At 37.9% G+C, this 21,936-nt stretch carries 22 protein-coding genes and 1 pseudogene; 12 read left to right on the forward strand and 11 right to left on the reverse strand.

Going from position 1 to position 21,936, the window contains the following annotated elements:
• From V5N63_RS03865 to V5N63_RS03875, 3 genes and pseudogenes are all read right to left on the reverse strand, one after another.
• Positions 1 to 289, reverse strand: a pseudogene (locus tag V5N63_RS03865) (3-phosphoshikimate 1-carboxyvinyltransferase); the annotation flags it as partial.
• Positions 290 to 304: 15 nt separating this feature from the next.
• The gene (locus V5N63_RS03870) at positions 305 to 631 is read right to left on the reverse strand and encodes a nucleotide pyrophosphohydrolase (RefSeq protein WP_265144905.1); all 327 of its coding nucleotides are present in this window, start codon (positions 629 to 631) and stop codon (positions 305 to 307) included.
• 3 nt (positions 632 to 634) lie between these two features.
• The gene (locus tag V5N63_RS03875; protein ID WP_332032905.1) at positions 635 to 2,020 is read right to left on the reverse strand and encodes a hypothetical protein; all 1,386 of its coding nucleotides are present in this window, start codon (positions 2,018 to 2,020) and stop codon (positions 635 to 637) included.
• Positions 2,021 to 2,204: 184 nt separating this feature from the next.
• Between V5N63_RS03875 and V5N63_RS03880 the strand changes: the two genes are divergently transcribed.
• From V5N63_RS03880 to V5N63_RS03905, 6 genes are all read left to right on the forward strand, one after another.
• Positions 2,205 to 2,456 carry a type B 50S ribosomal protein L31 gene (locus V5N63_RS03880; protein ID WP_088469614.1) on the forward strand — a complete coding sequence of 84 codons (252 nt, stop codon included), beginning with the start codon at positions 2,205 to 2,207 and terminating at the stop codon, positions 2,454 to 2,456.
• Between the two features lie 95 nt (positions 2,457 to 2,551).
• Complete coding sequence (locus tag V5N63_RS03885) at positions 2,552 to 3,712, forward strand: GlmU family protein (RefSeq protein ID WP_332032906.1); 1,161 nt, start codon at positions 2,552 to 2,554, stop codon at positions 3,710 to 3,712.
• Between the two features lie 69 nt (positions 3,713 to 3,781).
• Entirely contained in the window at positions 3,782 to 5,131 is a 1,350-nt protein-coding gene (gene trhO / locus V5N63_RS03890) for an oxygen-dependent tRNA uridine(34) hydroxylase TrhO (protein WP_332032907.1), read from the forward strand.
• 4 nt (positions 5,132 to 5,135) lie between these two features.
• The gene (locus tag V5N63_RS03895; protein WP_332032908.1) at positions 5,136 to 6,383 is read left to right on the forward strand and encodes a peptidase U32 family protein; all 1,248 of its coding nucleotides are present in this window, start codon (positions 5,136 to 5,138) and stop codon (positions 6,381 to 6,383) included.
• Positions 6,383 to 6,613, forward strand: a complete 231-nt coding sequence (locus V5N63_RS03900) for a ferredoxin (protein WP_332019279.1) — start codon at positions 6,383 to 6,385, stop codon at positions 6,611 to 6,613. The genes V5N63_RS03895 and V5N63_RS03900 overlap by 1 nt, the downstream gene beginning before the upstream one ends.
• A 1-nt stretch (position 6,614) precedes the next feature.
• Positions 6,615 to 7,202 carry a 5-formyltetrahydrofolate cyclo-ligase gene (locus V5N63_RS03905; protein WP_332032909.1) on the forward strand — a complete coding sequence of 196 codons (588 nt, stop codon included), beginning with the start codon at positions 6,615 to 6,617 and terminating at the stop codon, positions 7,200 to 7,202.
• Here the strand turns inward: V5N63_RS03905 and V5N63_RS03910 are convergent.
• Entirely contained in the window at positions 7,139 to 7,723 is a 585-nt protein-coding gene (locus V5N63_RS03910; RefSeq protein WP_332032910.1) for a hypothetical protein, read from the reverse strand. The genes V5N63_RS03905 and V5N63_RS03910 overlap by 64 nt on opposite strands.
• The gene (locus tag V5N63_RS03915; protein ID WP_332032911.1) at positions 7,707 to 8,876 is read right to left on the reverse strand and encodes a hypothetical protein; all 1,170 of its coding nucleotides are present in this window, start codon (positions 8,874 to 8,876) and stop codon (positions 7,707 to 7,709) included. The genes V5N63_RS03910 and V5N63_RS03915 overlap by 17 nt, the downstream gene beginning before the upstream one ends.
• Positions 8,877 to 9,056: 180 nt before the next feature.
• Between V5N63_RS03915 and V5N63_RS03920 the strand changes: the two genes are divergently transcribed.
• Positions 9,057 to 9,326: a hypothetical protein gene (locus V5N63_RS03920; RefSeq protein ID WP_088469622.1), complete on the forward strand. Its 270-nt coding sequence runs from the start codon at positions 9,057 to 9,059 to the stop codon at positions 9,324 to 9,326.
• A gap of 58 nt (positions 9,327 to 9,384) precedes the next feature.
• Here the strand turns inward: V5N63_RS03920 and V5N63_RS03925 are convergent, their stop codons facing one another.
• The 6 genes from V5N63_RS03925 to V5N63_RS03950 all read right to left on the reverse strand — a co-directional run bounded on the left by V5N63_RS03925 (position 9,385) and on the right by V5N63_RS03950 (position 15,689).
• Positions 9,385 to 10,152, reverse strand: a complete 768-nt coding sequence (locus V5N63_RS03925; RefSeq protein ID WP_332032912.1) for a TrmH family RNA methyltransferase — start codon at positions 10,150 to 10,152, stop codon at positions 9,385 to 9,387.
• A 19-nt stretch (positions 10,153 to 10,171) separates the two neighbouring features.
• Positions 10,172 to 11,650, reverse strand: a complete 1,479-nt coding sequence (gene rmuC, locus V5N63_RS03930) for a DNA recombination protein RmuC (RefSeq protein ID WP_332032913.1) — start codon at positions 11,648 to 11,650, stop codon at positions 10,172 to 10,174.
• Between the two features lie 49 nt (positions 11,651 to 11,699).
• The gene (locus tag V5N63_RS03935) at positions 11,700 to 12,200 is read right to left on the reverse strand and encodes a YciI family protein (protein WP_332032914.1); all 501 of its coding nucleotides are present in this window, start codon (positions 12,198 to 12,200) and stop codon (positions 11,700 to 11,702) included.
• A gap of 32 nt (positions 12,201 to 12,232) precedes the next feature.
• Positions 12,233 to 13,411, reverse strand: a complete 1,179-nt coding sequence (gene pncB, locus V5N63_RS03940) for a nicotinate phosphoribosyltransferase (RefSeq protein WP_332032915.1) — start codon at positions 13,409 to 13,411, stop codon at positions 12,233 to 12,235.
• Positions 13,412 to 13,501: 90 nt separating this feature from the next.
• Positions 13,502 to 13,978 (reverse strand): Dps family protein, encoded by a 477-nt coding sequence (locus V5N63_RS03945; RefSeq protein ID WP_332032916.1) that lies wholly within the window; start codon positions 13,976 to 13,978, stop codon positions 13,502 to 13,504.
• Between the two features lie 82 nt (positions 13,979 to 14,060).
• Positions 14,061 to 15,689: a leucine-rich repeat domain-containing protein gene (locus V5N63_RS03950; RefSeq protein ID WP_332032917.1), complete on the reverse strand. Its 1,629-nt coding sequence runs from the start codon at positions 15,687 to 15,689 to the stop codon at positions 14,061 to 14,063.
• Positions 15,690 to 15,792: 103 nt separating this feature from the next.
• Between V5N63_RS03950 and V5N63_RS03955 the strand changes: the two genes are divergently transcribed.
• From V5N63_RS03955 to fusA, 5 genes are all read left to right on the forward strand, one after another.
• Positions 15,793 to 17,169, forward strand: a complete 1,377-nt coding sequence (locus V5N63_RS03955) for a hypothetical protein (protein ID WP_332032918.1) — start codon at positions 15,793 to 15,795, stop codon at positions 17,167 to 17,169.
• An 11-nt stretch (positions 17,170 to 17,180) separates the two neighbouring features.
• Positions 17,181 to 18,764, forward strand: coding sequence for a hypothetical protein (locus V5N63_RS03960; protein WP_332032919.1), 1,584 nt, complete (start codon positions 17,181 to 17,183; stop codon positions 18,762 to 18,764).
• A gap of 123 nt (positions 18,765 to 18,887) precedes the next feature.
• Complete coding sequence (rpsL, locus tag V5N63_RS03965) at positions 18,888 to 19,301, forward strand: 30S ribosomal protein S12 (RefSeq protein WP_031503575.1); 414 nt, start codon at positions 18,888 to 18,890, stop codon at positions 19,299 to 19,301.
• Between the two features lie 25 nt (positions 19,302 to 19,326).
• Positions 19,327 to 19,803 carry a 30S ribosomal protein S7 gene (gene rpsG, locus V5N63_RS03970; protein WP_055041728.1) on the forward strand — a complete coding sequence of 159 codons (477 nt, stop codon included), beginning with the start codon at positions 19,327 to 19,329 and terminating at the stop codon, positions 19,801 to 19,803.
• Between the two features lie 6 nt (positions 19,804 to 19,809).
• Positions 19,810 to 21,927, forward strand: coding sequence for an elongation factor G (gene fusA, locus V5N63_RS03975; protein WP_332032920.1), 2,118 nt, complete (start codon positions 19,810 to 19,812; stop codon positions 21,925 to 21,927).
• Positions 21,928 to 21,936: the final 9 nt, after the last annotated feature.

The following is a 21,936-nucleotide window of genomic DNA, read 5'->3' on the forward strand; positions in this document are numbered from 1 at the left end:
GACGCTGTTTCATCCTCTCAGAACCGGTTAAAATTACGGTTTTGCCTTCCTGGATGGCATAATAAGAAGTAAGAAATCGCATCGCAGTGCCGGCATGATGAATGTCGATGATTTCTGAATCACTTTGCAAAGCGGCTTGTAGAAGCTGGGTATCCTGAGAATTTGAAAGATTTTCGATAAGAATATTTTCAAAAAGCTGATGCAGAATTAACAAACGATTCGAAATGCTTTTCGAACCGCTGATTTCTATTGTTTTATTTTCCTTTAAGTGGGAGTGTTCTAAAACCATTGTACGGATTAAAGATTATTTTAGTTTCTCATTATTTAGGTGCCTTTTCTGATCTCTTTCTGTTTTCAGTTTCATTTTTCTGTCGAAAGCTTCCTGAAGATTGGTTCCGGTTTGGTTGGCCAAACATAGTGTTACGAATAAAACATCAGCCAGCTCTTCACCGAGATCTTTGGTTTTGTCGCTTTCTTTTTCACTCTGTTCACCGTATCTTCTGGCGATAATTCTGGCAACTTCGCCCACTTCTTCGGTAAGCATCGCCATATTGGTGAGTTCGTTGAAATAACGTACGCCAACGGTTTTTATCCATTCATCAACTTCCTGCTGCAGCTGGGTAATTTCCATAATTTATTGATAAGCGCCTATAGTTGGCGGATTGGTTCTGGTAACACCCACAATGTCTTTTAGAGTTGAGCCAAATACATAACTTGAGCTTCCTTTTCCTTTTGCAGGCGAATCTTCTTGCACCCTTAAATTCATTTTCTGCGTGAAATAATTTACAAATTTCGGATCCTGATTTTTGATGGAATTAGCGGTTGCGTATGTTGCTTTTGTACCATATTTCAGCAGCGAATAGTTAAATTCTGTCGTAAAAGTCTGTCCGGAAATTGGTTTTAATTCAACCATGTTTTCAGCAGAACCATAAATAATTGAATTATTCACTTTTAAAGTCAATGGGCCGTTTTCCAGAGCAGTTCCGTTCTGGTATTCATTAGTAGCGTAAATCCCAAGTCTTGGAAGTGCCGAATTGAAATCCCAGTAATTCGCTAAAGTTGCGTGGGTTAGCGTATAAGTTCCGCCTTTAAATATTCCTAAAGCCGACTCACCACAGTTGTTCATCACTAAATTTGAAGCGTTGAGGTTCGATTTTACCGCAAAAATTCCGAATTCCTGAAAGGTGTGAATGATGGTGTTGTTGATTGTTGCCTCCGTTTCATTCATTTCCAGACCTCTTGTTCCGCCGAAAACTTTTGCATAATTCATGGTTAGCGTAGAGCCTGTGTCGAATTTAATTCCGTTCCAGTTTTTCGGGATCGTGTCGTACCTTGGGTCGTTTCTGTCGCCACGGAAAATAACCTCCTGATTCAATTCGCCAAAAACATTGAGTTTTGCATTTTTAGAAACCTTCAAACCACTGTTTTTATGGAAATAAATCTTGGTTCCCTTCTGTATATCTAAGGTTTTGCCTTCTTCCAGTGTTAAATCTCCAAAGATTATTTTGGCTTTTTCGTTCGTCCAGTTTGTATTGTTGCTTAAAATGTTCGGATTGGTGTCTGTCTGGATAAAAAATTCAGCATCCTGAACTACGGAAAACAGCGTTACATGCTGGCTTCCGGCCGGAGTTTGAAACTGTATACGTTCTTCGGCAATCGCTTCCGGTGCGTTGGCAACCGGCGCAATTTCTACAAAAATATAAAGACTGTCTTTCTTTCTTAAAGGAATGTTGGTAAAATCGGTCCCGGCTTTGCCATCAACATTGATTCTATAGAGTGAAGACGAACCGTTTTGCAGAGAAATTTTGGGAATCATCACATCTTTATCTTCGTCGTTGTAGATTTTAACGGCATAGGTTTCGGATCGCACCTGATTATAAACGGTGTCCAGAAAGAGGGTGTCCGCAGAAAAACGAAGAAGCTGAGATGGCGCATCAAAGCTGATTTCGTCTCTGTTGCAGGACACTGCCGTTAACAGAAACCAAAACGATAAAGCCAATATGAGTTTTAATTTGTTCATTGAAGAGGTTGAATAGATATAAGTTTCAAATTTAATTAAAATAGTCGAACGGAAAAATTTTAAAATTATCATATTGAGTGTTTGTACATTAAAAAATTAATTGTACTTTTGCGGTCTAAAAATTAGCAGAGGAATATCCATTACTACTTCTGAAGCAAAACTTTAATTTATTAAAATTTTTATTATGAAAAACGGAATCCACCCGGAAAACTATAGACTTGTTGTTTTCAAAGATATGAGTAACGACGAGATGTTTCTTTGCAAATCTACTGCAGATACCAAAGATACTATTGAATATGAAGGAGAAACTTATCCATTGGTAAAAATGGAGATCTCTTCAACTTCTCACCCTTTTTACACTGGTAAAGTGAAATTGGTTGACACTGCTGGTAGAGTTGACAAATTCATGAGCAAATACAAAAAATTCGCAAAATAATTATTGCGGACTAAGAAAATATTAAAGTCTTTCAGGTTTCTGAAAGACTTTTTTTATTGTAATTTTGAAAATATAGAAATTTAAGCACTTGAAATATGCAAATCGTTTTTTCTGATGCCCAGTTTTGGGAAGATTTTTTACCCCTCACTTTTACAAGACCTGTCGCCGAAATGCGCTGCGGAATCCTTACGTTTTCCGAAAGATGGCAGAAATTATTAGAGATAAACCAGGTCTCTTTCCTTACAGAAGATTATTTGCAGGAAAAGTACAGGAAACCGGAAGATATTGAAAGTCTGTTTATTGTTCCCAATTTTCTGCCGGACGAAAATGTTTTGCAGCAAATTAAAACATTGAAATTGGGTGAAGCTTTGGTTTATGAAAACGAGCTGCTCGCCGCCAGAATCAATATGAAGAATTTCTCGCTTAATCAGATCGAGAAAATGACTGATATTCACGAAGGTGTACTTTTCTTTAAACAGCCTACAGATTTATTTTCTCACAACGAAAAAGCCATTAATTTCGATTTCGATTTGCTTACCAAAGGAAGAACTTCCGCTGAACTTTCGAACACCAACGGATTTCTGGGTGAAGCTCAGGATTTATTTATCGAAGAAGGCGCATCGGTGGAATTTTCAACTTTAAATACTAAAACCGGAAAAATTTACATCGGTAAAAATGCGGAAGTTATGGAAGGGTGTAATCTTCGCGGACCAATTGCGCTTTGTGAAGAATCGAAATTTAATCTTGGATCGAAAATATATGGTGCAACCACGGTCGGGCCTCACTCAAAAGTTGGTGGAGAAGTAAATAATATAGTGATTTTCGGGTACACGAATAAAGGTCACGATGGTTTTGTAGGAAATTCTGTTATCGGTGAGTGGTGCAATTTGGGTGCAGATACCAATTCATCAAACCTTAAAAACAATTACGCTGAGGTAAAACTCTGGAATTACAGAACCAAAAGATTCGCAAATACAGGTTTACAGTTTGCGGGATTAATCATGGGAGATCATTCTAAAAGCGCCATCAATACACAATTTAACACGGGAACTGTGGTTGGAGTTGCTGCTAATATTTTCAAAAGCGGCTTCCCGCCAAACCTCATTGAAAGTTTCTCCTGGGGCGGAATGAAAGGTGATGAAAAATTTAAACTTGAAAAAGCCTACGAAGTTGCCGAACTGGCAATGGCTCGCAGAAAAGTGGCATTTACCGAAGAAGACAGAAATATTCTGAAACATATTTACACCGAATATTAACCCACGATTTTTAACGTAGCTCAAATTGCTTATCTTTGCAAAAATTTTCTCACTTAAACCGTTTATAGCATGCAACTGTATAACACTTTAAGCGCAGAAGAAAGAGCTCAGTTAATTGATCAAGCCGGTAAGCAGCGCCTTACTTTGTCTTTCTATGCGTACGCCAAAATCTCAGATCCCAAAAAATTTCGCGACGAATTATTCATAGCCTGGAACGCACTCGATGCATTAGGCAGGATTTACGTGGCTAACGAAGGAATTAATGCCCAGATGAGTATTCCTGAAGAAAATCTGGAAGCTTTCCGCGAAACACTGGATGTGTACGATTTCATGAAAGGAATCCGCTTGAATGAAGCGGTGGAGCATGATGATCACTCTTTCTTAAAACTTACGATTAAAGTCCGAAATAAAATTGTTGCCGACGGTTTAAACGATGAAAATTTCGATGTAACCAATAAAGGAATCCACTTAAAAGCTAAAGAATTTAATACTTTACTCGAAGATCCCAATACGATTGTTGTGGATTTCAGAAATCATTACGAAAGTGAAGTCGGGCATTTTGAAGGCGCAATTACGCCCGATGTTGAAACCTTTAGAGAAAGTCTGCCGATTATCAACGAAAAATTACAGGATTTCAAGGAAGACAAAAATCTTTTGATGTACTGTACAGGCGGAATTCGTTGCGAAAAAGCCAGCGCTTACTTCAAACATCAGGGTTTCAAAAACGTGTTTCAGCTCGAAGGCGGAATCATTGAATATACGCGCCAAATCAAGGAAGAAAATCTGGAAAGCAAGTTTATCGGTAAAAATTTTGTGTTCGATCACCGGTTGGGCGAGCGGATTACCGACGATATTGTTTCGCAGTGTCACCAGTGCGGAAAACCTTGCGACAATCATACAAACTGCGCGAATGACGGCTGCCATTTACTTTTTATTCAGTGTGATGAATGTAAAGCTGCCATGGAAAACTGCTGTTCAGAAGAATGTCAGCATATTATCCATTTGCCTTTAGAAGAACAGATTAACATTAGAAAAGGAGTTAATGTAGGCAACAAAATTTTCAGAAAAGGAAAATCTCCGGCGCTGAAATTTAAGAATTCCGGTGATTTACCAAATAAACCTTTGGCAAAAAGTGAAAACAAAAATATCCGCCAGAAAATTGCCGTAAAAAAATCTTTACTTGGCAAAGCCGAACATTATTTCACCCAATCGAAAATTGCCCAGTTCTTACTGGAAAATGGTGAACTTTCAGCAGGTGATAAAGTTTTGATTTCCGGGCCGACAACCGGCGAGGAGGAAATTACATTGACACAAATTTTCGCCAACGGAAATCCATGTGAAACAGCCAAAGCCGGCGACCAGATTACTTTTTCGGTTCCGTTCAGAGTTCGTTTATCCGATAAGCTTTATAAAATTTAGCATCATGACAAAAAGCGGAAAAATAGAACTGATGTCACCTGCCGGCGACTTCACTGCCATGCAGGCGGCTTTGGATAACGGTGCAGATTCCATTTATTTCGGAGTTGAGCAACTTAATATGCGGGCACGAGCTTCCATGAATTTCACGATCGATGATTTGCCTGAAATCTCCAGAAGATGTGCTGAAAAAGGGGTGAGAACTTATCTTACTTTAAATACCATCGTTTACGATCACGACCTGTCAATCATCAAAACGCTTCTGGATAAGGCAAAAGCCGCCAATCTAACCGCGGTAATTGCGATGGACCAGGCCGTAATTTCTTATGCGAGGCAAATCGGGATGGAAGTTCATATTTCCACACAAATCAATATCACCAACATCGAAACGGTAAAATTCTATGCGCTTTTTGCTGATACGATGGTGATGAGTCGTGAGCTATCGATTACCCAAATCAAAAAAATCTGCGATCAGATCATAAAAGATGATGTGCGCGGACCTTCCGGAAATTTGGTTGAAATTGAAATTTTCGGTCACGGAGCTTTATGTATGGCGGTTTCCGGAAAATGCTATTTGAGTTTACATTCTCACAACTCTTCTGCCAACAGAGGTGCGTGCAAACAGAATTGCCGAAAAAAATATACCGTAATTGATCAAGAGTCGGGGTTCGAAATTGAGCTGGACAACGAATACATGATGTCGCCAAAAGATTTGTGTACCATTGGTTTTCTTGATCAGATCGTGGGCGCAGGCGTGAAAGTTTTAAAAATTGAAGGCCGTGGACGGGCGCCTGAATACGTAGCAACGGTCACAAAATGTTACCGGGAAGCAATTGATGCGATTGCTGATGGAACTTTCAGTCAGCAAAAAGTTGAGGAATGGATGAAACAGCTGGAAACCGTTTACAACAGGGGATTCTGGGATGGTTATTATTTGGGTCAAAAGTTGGGAGAATGGTCTGACACTTCCGGTTCAAATGCAAGTCAGAAAAAAGTTTATGTCGGAAAAGGGAGAACTTTCTACGCAAAATCCAATATTGCAGAGTTTTTAATTGAAGCTTATGATGTAAATGTGGGCGACAGAGTTCTGATTCAGGGACCTACGACCGGTTCTCAGGAAATGGTTCTTGAAGCGATGCGGGTTGATCAGAAGCCGGGTGATTTAAAAGCTTCAAAATCTGATATCATTACCTTTAAAACAGATTTCAGAATAAGGCCTTCCGACAAACTGTATAAAATCGTTGAGAATAACTGATGGTGATTATTACACTGCAGCGCGAAAAATGCATCGGCTGTAATTACTGTGCAGAATTTGCTCCCGAGTATTTCCGGATGTCGAAGAAAGACGGCAAATCTGTACTGTTGAAGACGGAAGATAAAAAAGGTTTTTACACCTTGAAAACTCCCAATTACGAAGCCTTTGATCCTTGTGAAAAGGCTGCGAAAGCCTGTCCGGTAAAGATTATTTCGGTAAAAGAAATTTAAGATGAAAAAGAGTGATCTCAGAGAAAAATATCTGAAAAAACGGGAAAGCTTTTCGAAAGAACAGGTTTTGTCGTTATCAGAAAAAATTTTTAGAAATTTTACTGATAATTTTAAGCTCAGCGAAAATCAGAAAGTTCACTGTTTTCTTTCGATTCCGGAAAAAGGAGAAGTTGATACGCAGTTGTTTTTGAATGAATTTTTTAAAAGAGATATCCGCGTTTTTGTTCCAAAAATTTACCGTAAAAAATTAATTTCGGTGGAAATTACGGCGGAAACTCCTTTGCTTAAAAATTCCTGGGGAATTTCGGAGCCCGAATCAAACGAAGATTCTGGTGAGCGCGATTTTGATTATGTACTTACCCCTTTGCTGTACTGCGATCAGCAGGGCAATAGAGTAGGATACGGCAAAGGATATTATGATGGTTTTTTTGAAACCGTAAATGCTGAGACCCTGAAGATTGGCTTAAGTTTTTTCGGGCCGGATGAAGAAATTGATGATCTTAGGGAAAACGATGTGCCGCTTGATTATTTGGTGACTCCCACCGAAGTGCTGTCTTTTTTAGGAGCGGCATCAAAATCTACAAAGTAAAATCTAAATTCTTTTTTGAATTTTACAGGGAAAAGTTTCAGCATATACTGTGCGGTTTTTTCAAAAATGCCTATCGATTTATTTTTCTGATCGAAATATTCAACATCAAATTTTGCAAAATCCAGTGTATCGGTGCCAATAATTTCCTTTGAGACGGTGATGTTCCCAACTTTTGCTGTTTTTACCTTGAAGCTGTCGAGCTGCTTCAATAGCGGCTGAAGTTTAGTTGAGTCGTCTTCTGAAAAGTAGCTTTTCATTTGCGAATAAATTACAGAATCGATTTCTGTATCGCGGTTTCCGGAAGTGTAAAGCGTCGAAAGATCGAGCAATTCCTGGATTTTCTGCTTGGTAATAAATGAGATTGCCTGCGCGCTGTCCATCTTTGTCACGGGATAGGAAACCGTGTTTTTATTGTTTCTAATCTTTTCCAGGTCCGAAAGTTCGGTAACTTCTTTCTTACACGAAAAAACGATAAAAACCAATGCCAGAAGCAGCGGAACTGTTTTAATTATTTTCTTCATCGTTGTCGATTTTAAATTTAATCATTACTATTTTTCCTGAGTTATCAGTCTGTGTATCAATCACTTCAAGTTTTTCCAGTGACGTGGAGGGTAAGGTCACCAAATTGATATAGCGCTGCTTATCCATGGTTTCAACACCATAAAATTGGTTGTCGAAAACCTGATAAATTAACGCATGATCGCTGATGAGATAGTTTAAGCTTACTCTTTTCTTCTTTAAATCTTTCAGTGATTTCGAATAATAGAAAAGCATAATCGCATAATCGTTGGGTTTCAGCTCAATATTTTCGGCTTCGGGAGCTGTTTCCAGATTTCTCTGGATGGTATCGGTTCTGTAAAAAGGTGAAGAAACCACCATGGTAAGCGATTTGGATTTCGTTGTGTACACAAATGGCTCATTAGGCTTTGCTACATAAAGGATGGGGGTTTCGTTTTCCTTAAGAATCTGTACCTGTAGTTCGGCGTTGATTTTTGAATTTCTGTCGGCATCAATAAAACTGTAATAATATTTTTTACTGAAAATTTCATCTTTAAAACCTAAAAGTCCTGCCAGAATTGCCAAAATTGCGGAAATACCAAGCCAGATGTATTTTTTTACAAGAGAAAATGTAGATTTATTTTCTGAAATATCATACGTCGACAATTCTTCCTTTTTTATTTCATTCGGTTGATTATCAATATTGTTCTTTTGTAAAATAGATTTTTCTTCTACTAAATTTGTCTCTTTTGGTATTGATATTTGAGGGATTTCTTCTTTTTCAGGATCCGGTTCTAGGATTGGTGTTTTTTCAACTTCTTTTTCAAGTTCGTCAATTTCAGAGTCCTGTAATTCTTCGTAATCTTTAAGGATTTCATCTGCAAAAAGATGGTTCTTTTTAAAGTCATACCATGACACGTAACCCGCATAAACAGAGAGAATATTTAGCATATCAATGCGTGGGAGTTTCGTGACAGGGTAATTTTTAAAGTAGGTGTAAAAAGACTTTTCGCTGATATTTCCTTTAGCCTTTTTTCGTAGGTCTTCCTGAAAATAGATGATATCAATTCCCTTCCATTTTGAAATTTCATCAAATGAAGGGCTGTGATCTTTCAGATACTGAGACTGAACCTCAGATTTCAGCTGTTCGAAGTGTAATAAATCTAAATCGCTCAATTGCTAAAAATTACGTAATGAATTGATTATCAAATATCTTTTTTTGTAAAACAATTTTACAAATATATTACAATTAATTTTCTAATACAAATTTAATTCTCACCATACCTTTGTCCTGTTCAAAATGATAAATGAGAACACAAACAAATTAGTAAACAAAACAATTAAATTTAATTTATTATGAAAAAGTCATTATTCGTAGCTGGTATCGCTGCTTTAGCTCTTGTAGCTTGTAAAAAAACTGAAACTGTAGAAACTGCTAACGCAACTGATTCTGCTGCTGTTGCAACTGTTGACTCTGCTGCTGCTGTAGTTGATTCTGCTGCTGCTGTTGTTGATTCTGCTGCTGCTGTTACTGCTGAAGCTGGTGCTGCTACTGTTGAAGCTGCTGGTGATGCTGCTAAAGCTGCTGGTGAAGCTGCTACTGATGCTGCTGCTGAAGTTAAATAATTTAACTCCACGAGTACAAAATAACCGTTTCTCTCAGAGAAGCGGTTTTTTTATGCTTTCAATTTAGCTTTTGTCGTAGAATTTCATAACAACTTATTGCCACGGCGTTGCTTAAATTTAAAGAGTCTATACTGCCGGCCATAGGGATCAGGGTGTTTTTTCCTTTTCCAATCCAAAAATCGCTAAGTCCGGAATGTTCGGTACCAAAAAGAAGTGCACTGTTGCCTTTAAAATTTTGCTGATCGATATGCTCTGCGCTTTCATCCATTAAAGTGGTGAAAATATTAAACCCTTTTTCCTGTAGAAATTCTAAAAGCTCTTCATTTGCTGATTGAAATACTTTCATTCCGAAAAGACAGCCAACACTCGATCTTATAACATTTGGATTGTAAAAATCAACCTTCGGATCGGTGATGATTAACGCTTCAATCCCGAAAGCCTCACAACTTCTTAATATTGCACCTAAATTTCCCGGCTTTTCGATGCTTTCAACGATAATGACAGAGGAGTTTTCTTTAGGAAGAAATGTATTTAATTTAGGATATTTGGATTTATATATGCCGATAATTCCTTCTGAACTACCGCGATACGCGATTTTATCGTATACTTTTTCAGAAACCAGATTGATTTTGCCTTTTGGAAAGTCTTCACGGTAAATGCTTTCGCAGATAAAACATTCCTGCAATTCAAAACCGAAATTTGTGGCCATTGTATTTTCCTGCTGCCCTTCAACCACAAAAGTTCCGGATTTTTTTCTGAAACGGTTGTCGCTTAGTAATCGGTTGAGGTTTTTTATTTTTTCGTTGTGGAGGCTTTCAATTAGCATAGTGCAAATTTAGTAATTTCTATTCACCGAATTCTATTTGATTTTCAGCGTTTTCAACCAGCCCTGAGGAAAGGTTTTTTCTGTTTTTGGCTCCGAGCAACTTTAACTTCTGAGTCTGTGTTACAAGGTTGTCTTTTCCGCTGGCTAACTGTTTGAAGGCATCGGTGTAAGAGCTTTTGGCCAAATCTATATTTTTGCCTACTTTTTCGAGATTTTCAACAAAACTTACGAATTTATCGTAAAGTTTTCCGCCCCGCTCAGCGATTTCAAGGGCATTTGCATTTTGATCTGCCCGTTTCCATACATCGGAAATCAGCTTCAGGTATGCAATAAGATTGGTCGGACTCAAGAGAATAATATGTTTGTGATAAGCATAATTCCAGAGTTGGGAATCGTACTGAACTGCAGTAAGAAATGCAGGTTCCACTGGAACAAACATGATTGTAAAATCCAGGGAATCTTTTAGATCATCGTATTTTTTCTGTGAAAGCGAGTCGATGTGTTTTTTAAGCGCACCGATATGAAGTGCAAGATTCTGTTTCCTTTCTTCCTCATTTTCAGCAGAAACCATTCTTTCATAAGCGTTTAGAGAAACTTTTGAATCAATGATAATTATCTGATTTCCTGGAAGTTTTAAAACAAAATCCGGTCTTTGATTTTCTCCGTGTTCATTTTTTATATGATATTGCGAGAAATATTCACGGTCTTTTGTTAAGCCCGAATCTTCCAGAATTCTTTCAAGAATCATTTCACCCCAGTCGCCCTGGGCTTTCGTTTGGCCTTTCAGGGCTGTTGCGAGATTGTTTGCTTCCTGACTTACTTTGTGGGTTTGTTCCATCATCAATTTGATGGTGTTATTCAATGAAAATCTTTCGCGCGCTTCATTTTCATAGACTTCGTTTACTCGCTTTTTAAAAGTCTCGAGATTCTCGCCCAGTGGTTTCAGCAGCAGATCGAGGTTTTCCCTGTTGGATTCGGTAAATTTTTTGGATTTTTCTTCCAGAATTTCGTTGGCAAGATTTTTAAATTCGTTTTTCGCCATTTCCTGAATCTGTTCGATTTCGGCTTTCTGGTTGTTTAGTGCTTGCTGTAAGCTGTTATTAATCGCCGAAAGTTCAGCATTTCGCCCAAATATTTTTTGATTTTCACCTGTTAAAATTTCAATTTGTGAATGCTGTTTTGCGTTTAATTCGCGAAGCTCCTGAAACTGATTTTTCAAAGCATGATGCACTGCAGAAATACTGGCGATTTCATTTTTAAGATCATTTAAAAGATTAGCTTGATGAAAATTTACTTCTTTTTCGTTTTGGTATAAATTAGTCAATTCACTGATTTTCAGTTGTGTGTTTTGTAAATCAGCATTTGTGCGGATGAAATTAGTGTTGAGTTCATCAAAAATTTCGCGCGGAATATTTCGGGATTTCAAGATAAGATAAAGTATAAGGCAGCCTAAAACTGCGCCGATAATAAGACCGGTAAATAAAGAAAAGATTTCCATATTTCAAAAATAGGCAGAAAAAAGTGACTTTTTTGCGTTAAGTGAAAATTTACGGAGCTTCCTTGGAAATCTTTTTATGGTATTTGAGATGCATTGGAAGGGCCGCAGAACCGTACCATGGTAATATTTCTACTTCGAACACACCCGATTTAATCGTTGGATCATTCTGTAACAATTTATTTGCTTCATCTTCGGTTTTTACATCCAAAAGAAAAATCCCACGATACCCAAGTGAGTTTTTTGTCGCAAACGGACCAGCCATTTTTAGTTTTCCCGCTTTTTCCATTGCTGTCATATTAGAGAAATGTCCTTTAAAAAGTTCGGCTCTTTCTGTTTTATCAGTGATTTTTGCATCGTTTGGTCCGGTTTTCAGCATCACGAGCATATAGTTTTTCATTCCTCTTTCGTCTGCACCCAGTGAATCGGCAAGTTTCTGGTCAAAATTGGAAGACATTTCATTCAGAATTGGTTTTGCTTCTTTTTCTTTTGGCTTAACAGCACAGGAAAAAAGGTAGAGAGAAATCACTGATAACAAGAGAAGGTTTTTCATGATGTCGGTTGTTGTTTTTTCAGTTTGTGGATTTAATCTTTAATTCTCAAAAATTCCTTTGCAAGTTCGATCATTTTGGGATCGCCGGTATATTTTCCGTGTTCATCCGAGAGTTTAACCGTCGGAATCCAGTCTCCGTTCACCGATTGCGCCGCTATAAGTTTCATTACAATGTTCATCGGTTTTACGCCTACATCGTTGGTAAGATTGGTTCCGATTCCGAAAGAAATACCAATTTTTCCTCTGCAGGCGTGGGTAATTTCTGCTACTTTTTCCAGATTCAGCCCATCAGAAAAAATGATGTATTTAAATAATGGATTAATTCCGTTCTGCTCGTAATGGGCAATGGTCTTTTCTGCAAATTCAATAGGATCGCCGCTGTCGTGCCGCACGCCGTCGAAAAGTTTTGCAAACTTCTTATCAAACTGCTGGAAGAAAACTTCTGTGGTGTAGGTATCAGAAAGCGCTACACCGAGGTCGCCCCGGTAAACATCCACCCAATGTTCCAGCGACAGAGCGTTCGCCATTTTAAAACCATATTCTGCGGCGTGGAACATAAACCACTCGTGGGCGTGTGTGCCAATGGGTTTTACACCGTATTTCATTGCAAAATGTACATTGGAAGATCCCGTAAATTTTGAGGATTTATTTTGTGTTAAGGCATCTACAACCAAGTCATGAACCTGATAAGAATGCCGGCGGCGGGTACCAAATTCAGCGAAGTTAACCCCCAGATTATCGAGTTCTTCGGCTTTTTCAAGTGTATTTCGTATTACGGTTTCGTCGGAATCCCTTTCTATTCCGTTCATTACATAATGAAGTTCAGAAATTATAGCCAGCAAAGGAACTTCCCACAAAATGGTTCGGTACCATTCGCCTACAACGGTAACCTCCAAATCGTTTTCTGTCTGTACGATCTGCACTTCGGAAGGATCGTACTGGTAGCCTGCCAGAAAATCGAGATAAGGCAAATCGAGATATGGACAGGTGTTCCGCAGATATTCTTTCTCTTCTTTGGTGAGTTTCATTTCTGCCATGGCATTGACCGATTTGCGCAGTTCCTCATCAAAACCTTTGGGGAAATGGTGTTTTCCGCGGTTGATGAAGCTGTATTTAACTTTTTCACTCGGAAAAAGTTTTACTACCGCGTTCTGCATTGTGATTTTATAAAAATCGTTGTCGAGGATTGATTTTAAACGGACTTCGCTCATGGGTGAGAAATTTTCTTTAACAAAAGTAAAGATTCAAAACAAAAAAATCGTCTTGTGAGAGACGATTTTTAAACTAGATTTGTTGCACAATTATTTGCCGAGGTACGAATTGTACATCCAAACTTCTTTTTCCTGCTCGGTAATGTAGTCGCTCATTTGTGAGTTTGTACCCTCGTCGCCAGCATTTTCTGTCATTTCAAGGATGTCGCGCTGAAGATCGATGACAGTTTTAAAAGAAGCCAAAATGTTTTCTACACACTTGGTACCATCAGATACTTCGATACTTTCTTTAATTGTTGAAAGCTTTAAATAGTCAGAATAATTATGATGAGGCACAGTCCCAAGTGTAAGGATTCTTTCCGCGATTTCATCTATTTTAAGGACTAAATTATTATATAGTTCCTCGAATTTTGGGTGAAGTGTAAAGAAATCATTTCCTTTAATGTTCCAGTGTGCGCCACGCGTATTTTGATAGAATACAGAATAGTTGGCAAGCAATTCGTTTAATTTTTCGGCGATGGCTTTGCAGTCTTTTTCCTGCAGCCCAATGATCGTAGCGTTTTTCATAATTTTTTTACTTTTAACAAAGTTACGAAACCCTTTATGTCTTACAAAATATCAGCGATTGAGTTTAGCTATGAGTAAGAATTTATAGTTTTATAAACTTAAACGATTTTACCGAATCAGGAGTTTTAACAGAAAGAATATAGGTTGACGCCGGCAAATGACTCACATTAATCCTTCGTTCGGACGAGGTGAAGAGTAACTTACCGCTCAAATCGAAAATAAATATTTTTTCAATATTTATTTTATTGGTTTTGATGTTGATGAAATCTTTTGTCGGGTTTGGATATACACTTAAGTCGCGGTTGATTTCTTCAGTTCCCAAATCTTTAGCTAAAATTACAGGCTCACGAAAAAATGATATTTCCATCAGTTCTTTCGGCAGTTCTTCAAAAACATAGGCTTCGCAGGTGTAAGTGCTGAAATCTTCGTCTTCTACATTATTGATATGGAAGGTTTCTGTGGTTACTGGTGTTTTTTTGTCTAAATCCTTAAACCATGCAAAAGCATAATCATCTCCGGAAATGGATTGAGAAATAGCTACCGGATTTCCCAGCGAGGCGTAAACGGTTTTTGGTTCATCGTATCTTTGGGGCGAATACGTAAAATCTGCCAGTTTTTTTTCTCTCAGAATAAAATTTTTGATGTTCTGTCTCGTAAATTTATTGTTTTCCAGAAACGTAAGCGGCGGAATGTTTTCAGGGATTTCACCCGAAAGTTTATTACCGGTAAGAGAGAGCATCTGCAGTTTTTCCAGTTGAAGCAAGGCGGTAGGGAAATTGCCTGAAATTAAATTGTTGTCGAGATAAATCTGCTCCAGATTCTTTAAAATCAAAAGGCTTTCGAAACCGCCAGAGATTTTATTGCCGGACATATTTAGATGAACCAAATTTTTCAGTTGCGATAATTCGGCCGGAAATTCTGTTATTTGATTGTTTTGAAGAGAAAGCCATTCCAGGTTTTTAAGATTTGGTAAAGCTGATGCATAATTTGCGGAAAACTTATTATTGCTTACCTCGAGGGTGCGTAAAGAATTTAGTGATCCTATTTCTGATGGGATTTTTGTGAGTTGGTTTCCTGAAAGATTAAGATCGGTGAGTTGAACAAGCGGAGATAAATTACTGAAATTTTGAGTCAGTGTATTGTTGCTTAAATTGAGCGATTCAAGATGAGCCAATGATGAAATTTTCTGTGGAATTGATGTAAGGCCCGTGCGCGATAAATCCAAAACTTTAATTCCGCTGAAATTCTGCAGAAAAGCATCAATATCAACAAAAGTGAACTGATTATTACCGAGAGAAAGTTCTGACAAATTCGAAAGCGGAAGGATTTGCGAGGTAGGGTCGCCTGTTAAACGGTTGTTGCTGATGTCGAGACGGACAAGATTGCTCAGTGAAGCCACCGACGGAGAAATTTCTCCGGAAAGCTGATTGGAGCTCAAATCCAGTTTCTGTAATTTAGAAAAACCTGAAATGGTGGGGAAATTTCCTTTCAAAGCATTGCCGCGAAGGTTAATTTCGGTTACATTTCCGTTTTTAATTTGTACTCCATACCAGTTTTTGGGGTCTTTATCCAGATCCCATTTCTGGCTCCACTGATCACCGGAAGTGCTGTTGTAAATATTGATGAGCGCTGTTCTTTCCGCAAATGAAATGCTCCACTTCTGCGAAAAACATAGCTGCGACAAGAATAAAAAAAATAGAAATTTCTTCAAAGATGCTGTGTTTTTTGGTTTACAAATATATATTAAAACTTAAAACACGCGGGATACGATATTAAAAATTTGCATATTTGCGCCAAAGAATGATTACGCTGTTATGAGAAAGTATGTGTTTTTGGCTGTTGCAGTAATAGTCATCTATTTTTTTCAGTCTTTTTTTCTGGCCACTGGCGGAATTGGGGCCGACAGTTTGTCTTATTTTGGAATCGCTTCGGATTTACCGGAATTAAAAACCAACCTTTTCCCATTGGGATTTCCGTTTCTAATAAAGATTTTTCATTTCGTTTTTCAGGATTATTTCTGGGCAGGGAAAATGCTGAATATTTCGATGGTGATCATTATTCTAGTATTTTCCTATGTAAAGAAATTTTATTTCCGGGAAACGGTTTTGCTTTTTGCAGCTAAAACCTTTTTTTTCGCCTTTAATTTGGTGATTTCTGAAGGACCTTTTCTTTTTCTGCTTTATTTTCTGTTTTATCTTTTTCATGAGCGATTTCAGGAAAAAATCAGTTCGACACGTTTCGTGTTTTGGGCTTCTGCAATCCTGATCTTATTATTTATGGTTCGTTATTCTGGAATCTATATTTATTTGGGCACTGGAATTTTTTGGCTTTGGATGCTTTTTAGAAGGCGGCTTTTCGAGTTCCAAAAAGATATTTTAAAAGTTTTAGTGTTTTCGGGCGCCGGAATTTTGGCGTACCTCGCTTTTAATTATTTAATGTACGGAAGTTTCACCGGGGAACATCTGCGCGGAGCACCGGCACAGATTTATCCCGTTTATGTTTTGCGCAATATCCTGGCGATGGTGAATGTGATAGATCCTTTCATAGGAATTAAACCGGCTTCTAACAGTATCATAAGTATTGCTTTTCAGGTGGGGCTTATGTTAATCGACTTATTGTTGCTGCGGTATTTTGTAAAGTTGGTGAAGCGTAAAAAAGATAACCTGCAGATGGAATTTCATTATTTGCTTTGGATTATTGCCGGAATCTATATTGTTACCATGTTTACATCTGGATTTTATCAGCAGATTGAGGAACTGAATGTAAGAATGCTTGCTGCAGCCAATTTTTGCATAGCCTTTTCTTTTCTGATTATTTACTTCAAAGATTTACAGTCAGATAAATTTATTTTCAGGATGGGTACTTTCTTTCTCATCTTTTTAACGGCTTACAGTCTGAAAAGTCCGGAAAATTATCTTAAGAACAAAAGAATAATCGAACTTCAGATGCCAGAGTTTAAGAATAGAAAATATCTTTTTGATGATGAAAAAGAGGTAAAGAATGTTACGGTATATCATATTCCTGTGCTCAACATATCTTTTACCTATCAACATACTAACAAACAGAAAGGAGAGTGGAAGCAGTCTATCGGAGGCACCGTAAATCCGCAGATCAAATGGTTGAAGTATGACACAATTAAGGATAAGAAACAGGTTTTATATACTTCTGAGTTAAATTTAGACCAAGATTAAAGGTTTTTTGTATGAAAAAGAATTTTATTATTTCGAAAGCTGTATTCTTTGTAATCTGCCTGATTTATTTTTTTATAATGATTTCGAAAACGGATGGGAATTTCACCTACCTGCTCGATGACGCTTATATCCATCTTGCAATAGCTAAAAATTTTGCGCTGTATGATGTATGGGGAATGACGCCACATGCCTTTTCGTCGTCGTCTTCATCGCCTGTGTTTACTTTCGTGATATCGGTTTTTATAAAAATCTTTGGAAATTCTGCGCTTATTCCGCTTGCAATTAATGTGGTTTGTGCCTCTGGAATACTCTTTTTTCTGACAAAATATTATAGCCGTTTTTCAACCAAAACGACATTTGTAGTGTCTGCTGTGTTGGTAACTGTTTTTTCTGCGGCGCTACATCTGCAATTATTCTCCGGAATGGAGCATTTGCTTCAGGTTTTACTGGTGGTGCTCAATATTTATTTTTTAACAGATTGGGTTCAGGGGAACTTTAAAAATTCTAAACCAATGTTCTTTTTTTATGCAACCCTGTTGTTTCTGGGGCTAGTGCGGTTCGAGATGATGTTTTATTTCGTGTCGCTTGCATTCTTTTTATTATTAACAAAGAAATTCCGGGAAGCGGTTCTGGTGCTCCTCTTTGGTTTTTTTCCTGTGTTTATATTCTGTTGGTTCAATTATCAGCATACAGGACACTTGTTTCCAAATTCAGTTGTTGTAAAGGGTGCGGCGATTGATTTTTCCGGTAATATTTTAGCTCAGTTGCGCGATCTTTTTTTAACTGCATTTCAAAACCGTAGTTTTTATAAAAGATGTCTTCTGCCGTTGCTGCTGCTCAGCGCTGTTTTAATCATTGATTACAGAAACAAAAAATCATTCAAAGGGTTTATTTCAAATAATTTTCTGTTATTGGCATGGGGCACTACAATGCTTTTGCACAGTATTTTTGCGGATCTAAAAAGTATTCTTCGGTACGAAGCGTATTTAATGGTGGCTTTTGCGATGCTGATCATACCCAGGCTTACCGCTTATTTCGAAAATTTCAAAAAAGTATATAAGATCAACATTCTTCTTACCTTCTTAATCGCAGGCAATACTTTACTTATGATCTCGAAAATGGTGTTTTCGCACAAAATTTTGCTTTATGGTTCGAAGAATATTTATGAACAACAGGTTCAGGGGGGCAAATTTTTACAGGCCTACTATAATGATTCCAAAATCGTGGCTAATGATATTGGAGCCATTTCTTATTTTACAGAGATCCATTTATTTGATATCGTAGGACTTGGCTCGCCACAGATTATGGAATTTAACCAGCGACCAGATTATTCCGCCCGTACTTTTGGAGCATTTGTAGGTGACTACAGCCGGAAGCACCATTATGAAATTGCCATCGTTTATAAAGAGTGGCTTTGGGGGTATGTGCCGAAAGACTGGGAGGAAGTGGCGGTCTTCACGATTGAAAGCAATGCAGTAGTATCGCAGCCCGATGTTACCATTTACTGTATTAATCCTGCAATTAAAGAATCTTTGAAAAACAATATCAGAAAGTTTAACTGGAATAAAAATGTAAAAGTAAAGATTATTGAATAGTATTGAGCATCACAACATTATATATAGCCTGTGCAATATTAATTATGTAAGATATTTAGTGATAACCTATTGTGGATTAAAAAATATTACTTACTTTTGCACCCTAAAATAAAAAGCAATTAAATGCCTACTATTCAACAATTAGTTAGAAAAGGAAGAGTCGCACTTACCAAGAAGAGTAAATCGGCTGCACTTGATTCCTGTCCACAAAGACGAGGTGTATGTACAAGAGTATATACTACCACCCCGAAGAAACCTAACTCTGCACTTAGAAAAGTTGCAAGGGTAAGACTTTCTAACGGTAAAGAAGTCAACGCTTATATCCCGGGCGAAGGACACAATCTTCAAGAGCACTCGATAGTATTGGTACGCGGAGGAAGGGTGAAAGACCTACCGGGAGTACGTTATCACATTGTTCGTGGAGCTTTGGATACCGCAGGAGTAAACGGAAGAACTCAGAGAAGATCTAAGTACGGAGCTAAGAGACCAAAACCAGGTCAGGCAGCTGCAGCACCAGCAAAAGGTAAGAAAAAGTAATCATTAATTTTTAAAGAAACGAACAATGAGAAAGACGAAAGCGAAAAAAAGACCGTTGTTACCGGATCCTAAATTTAATGATCAGCTGGTAACGAGATTTGTAAACAATTTGATGTTAGACGGTAAAAAATCTATCGCATTCAAAATTTTCTATGATGCTTTAGATATCGTAGAAAGCAAAAAAGGAGATAATGAAAAAACTTCTTTGGAAATCTGGAAAGATGCTTTAACCAACGTGATGCCTCACGTAGAAGTACGTTCAAGAAGAATCGGTGGTGCAAACTTCCAAATTCCAATGCCAATCAGAGCAGATAGAAAAATTTCTATGGCAATGAAATGGTTAATTAAATATTCTAAAGCAAGAAACGATAAATCAATGGCTCAGAAATTAGCTGCTGAAGTTATCGCTGCTGCAAAAGAAGAAGGTGCTGCGTTCAAGAAAAAAACTGATACGCACAGAATGGCTGAAGCTAACAAAGCATTTTCACACTTTAAATTCTAATCTGAAATGGCAAGAGATCTTAAATTTACAAGAAATATCGGTATTGCTGCTCACATTGACGCAGGTAAAACCACCACAACAGAAAGAATTTTGTTTTACACAGGTAAAACCCACAAAATCGGAGAGGTTCACGAAGGTGCTTCTACAATGGACTGGATGGAGCAAGAAGCTGAAAGAGGTATTACTATTACTTCTGCAGCAACTACCTGTACTTGGAACTTCCCAACCGATCAGGGAAAAACTCTTCCTGAAACTAAAGGTTACCACTTTAACATTATCGATACACCGGGACACGTTGACTTTACCGTAGAGGTAAACCGTTCTCTTCGTGTACTAGATGGTTTGGTATTCCTTTTCTCTGCAGTAGATGGGGTTGAACCACAATCTGAAACCAACTGGAGACTTGCGGATAACTATAAAGTTGCTCGTATGGGATTCGTAAACAAAATGGACAGACAAGGTGCTGACTTCCTTAACGTGGTAAACCAAGTTAAAGAAATGTTAGGATCTAACGCAGTTCCAATCGTTTTACCAATCGGTGCTGAAGAAGATTTCAAAGGGGTTGTAGACCTTATTAAAAACAGAGCAATCGTTTGGGATGAAGCAGGACAAGGTGCTACTTTCGAGATAGTTCCAATCCCTGATGATATGAAAGACGATGTGTTGCTTTACAGAGAAAAATTAGTAGAAGCAGTAGCTGATTACGACGAAACTTTGATGGAGAAATTCTTCGAAGATCCAGATTCTATCTCTGAAGATGAAATCAACGAAGCATTAAGAAAAGCAACCATCGATTTGTCTATCATTCCGATGACTTGTGGTTCTTCATTCAAAAATAAAGGAGTTCAGTTCATGCTTGATGCAGTTTGTAAATATCTTCCTTCTCCAATGGATAAAGACGATATCAAAGGAACTGATCCAAGAACAGACGCTGAAATTACTAGAAAACCAGACGTAAACGAACCATTCTCCGCATTAGCATTTAAAATTGCAACTGATCCTTTCGTAGGAAGATTAGCATTCTTTAGAGCTTATTCCGGGAAACTAGATGCGGGATCTTATGTATTGAACACAAGATCTGGTAACAAAGAAAGAATTTCTAGAATCTACCAAATGCACGCTAACAAGCAAAATCCAGTAGAAGTTATTGAAGCTGGTGATATTGGTGCTGCTGTAGGTTTTAAAGATATCAAAACTGGAGATACATTAGCAGACGAAAAGAACCCAATCGTTCTAGAATCTATGGTTTTCCCTGATCCAGTAATCGGTATCGCTGTTGAACCAAAAACTAAAGCTGACCAAGATAAAATGGGTAACGCTCTTGCTAAATTAGCAGAAGAAGATCCTACTTTCACAGTGAAAACTGACGAAGCTTCTGGACAAACAATCATTTCCGGTATGGGTGAGCTTCACCTCGACATTATTGTTGACCGTATGAGAAGAGAGTTCAAAGTTGAAGTAAACCAAGGTCAACCTCAAGTAGAATACAAAGAAAACCTTACCATGGTTGCTAACCATAGAGAAGTTTACAAAAAACAATCTGGTGGTAGAGGTAAATTTGCAGATATCGTATTCGAAATTGGTCCTGCAGAAGATAACAAAGCTGGTCTTGAATTCGTAAATGAAATCAAAGGAGGTAACATTCCAAAAGAATTTGTTCCTGCAGTAGAAAAAGGTTTCAAAGAAGCAATGAAAAACGGTCCACTTGCTGGATTCGAAATCGATGGTATCAAAGTAGTATTGAAAGACGGATCTTTCCACCCAGTGGATTCTGACCAACTTTCCTTCGAACTTGCCGCTAAGATGGGCTTCAAAGAAGCTGGTAAGAAAGCGAAACCTGTTATCATGGAACCAATTATGAAATTGGAAGTAGTAACTCCGGAAGAATACATGGGAGACATCGTAGGAGATTTGAACAGAAGAAGAGGTACTGTAAACGGTATGGACGACAGAAACAACGCGAAAGTAATTAAAGCATTCGTTCCACTTTCTGAAATGTTCGGATACGTAACCTCACTTAGAACCCTTTCATCTGGTCGAGCAACTTCTTCTATGGAATTTGAAAAATACGAAGCAGCACCTACAAACGTTGCCGAAGACGTAATCGCTAAAGCAAGAGGTTAATATTAAAAT

The sequence above is a fragment of the Kaistella sp. genome (assembly GCF_032060305.1).
Lineage (GTDB): Bacteria > Bacteroidota > Bacteroidia > Flavobacteriales > Weeksellaceae > Kaistella > Kaistella yananensis.

Excerpts from the sequence above, each read along its gene's own strand:
- V5N63_RS03870 (WP_265144905.1), bottom strand. The coding sequence starts at position 631 with ATGGAAATTACCCAGCTGCAGCAGGAAGTTGATGAATGGATAAAAACC.
- V5N63_RS03875 (WP_332032905.1), bottom strand. The coding sequence starts at position 2,020 with ATGAACAAATTAAAACTCATATTGGCTTTATCGTTTTGGTTTCTGTTA.
- V5N63_RS03880 (WP_088469614.1), top strand. The coding sequence starts at position 2,205 with ATGAAAAACGGAATCCACCCGGAAAACTATAGACTTGTTGTTTTCAAA.
- V5N63_RS03885 (WP_332032906.1), top strand. The coding sequence starts at position 2,552 with ATGCAAATCGTTTTTTCTGATGCCCAGTTTTGGGAAGATTTTTTACCC.
- trhO (WP_332032907.1), top strand. The coding sequence starts at position 3,782 with ATGCAACTGTATAACACTTTAAGCGCAGAAGAAAGAGCTCAGTTAATT.
- V5N63_RS03895 (WP_332032908.1), top strand. The coding sequence starts at position 5,136 with ATGACAAAAAGCGGAAAAATAGAACTGATGTCACCTGCCGGCGACTTC.
- V5N63_RS03900 (WP_332019279.1), top strand. The coding sequence starts at position 6,383 with ATGGTGATTATTACACTGCAGCGCGAAAAATGCATCGGCTGTAATTAC.
- V5N63_RS03905 (WP_332032909.1), top strand. The coding sequence starts at position 6,615 with ATGAAAAAGAGTGATCTCAGAGAAAAATATCTGAAAAAACGGGAAAGC.
- V5N63_RS03910 (WP_332032910.1), bottom strand. The coding sequence starts at position 7,723 with ATGAAGAAAATAATTAAAACAGTTCCGCTGCTTCTGGCATTGGTTTTT.
- V5N63_RS03920 (WP_088469622.1), top strand. The coding sequence starts at position 9,057 with ATGAAAAAGTCATTATTCGTAGCTGGTATCGCTGCTTTAGCTCTTGTA.
- V5N63_RS03925 (WP_332032912.1), bottom strand. The coding sequence starts at position 10,152 with ATGCTAATTGAAAGCCTCCACAACGAAAAAATAAAAAACCTCAACCGA.
- rmuC (WP_332032913.1), bottom strand. The coding sequence starts at position 11,650 with ATGGAAATCTTTTCTTTATTTACCGGTCTTATTATCGGCGCAGTTTTA.
- V5N63_RS03935 (WP_332032914.1), bottom strand. The coding sequence starts at position 12,200 with ATGAAAAACCTTCTCTTGTTATCAGTGATTTCTCTCTACCTTTTTTCC.
- pncB (WP_332032915.1), bottom strand. The coding sequence starts at position 13,411 with ATGAGCGAAGTCCGTTTAAAATCAATCCTCGACAACGATTTTTATAAA.
- V5N63_RS03945 (WP_332032916.1), bottom strand. The coding sequence starts at position 13,978 with ATGAAAAACGCTACGATCATTGGGCTGCAGGAAAAAGACTGCAAAGCC.
- V5N63_RS03955 (WP_332032918.1), top strand. The coding sequence starts at position 15,793 with ATGAGAAAGTATGTGTTTTTGGCTGTTGCAGTAATAGTCATCTATTTT.
- V5N63_RS03960 (WP_332032919.1), top strand. The coding sequence starts at position 17,181 with ATGAAAAAGAATTTTATTATTTCGAAAGCTGTATTCTTTGTAATCTGC.
- rpsL (WP_031503575.1), top strand. The coding sequence starts at position 18,888 with ATGCCTACTATTCAACAATTAGTTAGAAAAGGAAGAGTCGCACTTACC.
- rpsG (WP_055041728.1), top strand. The coding sequence starts at position 19,327 with ATGAGAAAGACGAAAGCGAAAAAAAGACCGTTGTTACCGGATCCTAAA.
- fusA (WP_332032920.1), top strand. The coding sequence starts at position 19,810 with ATGGCAAGAGATCTTAAATTTACAAGAAATATCGGTATTGCTGCTCAC.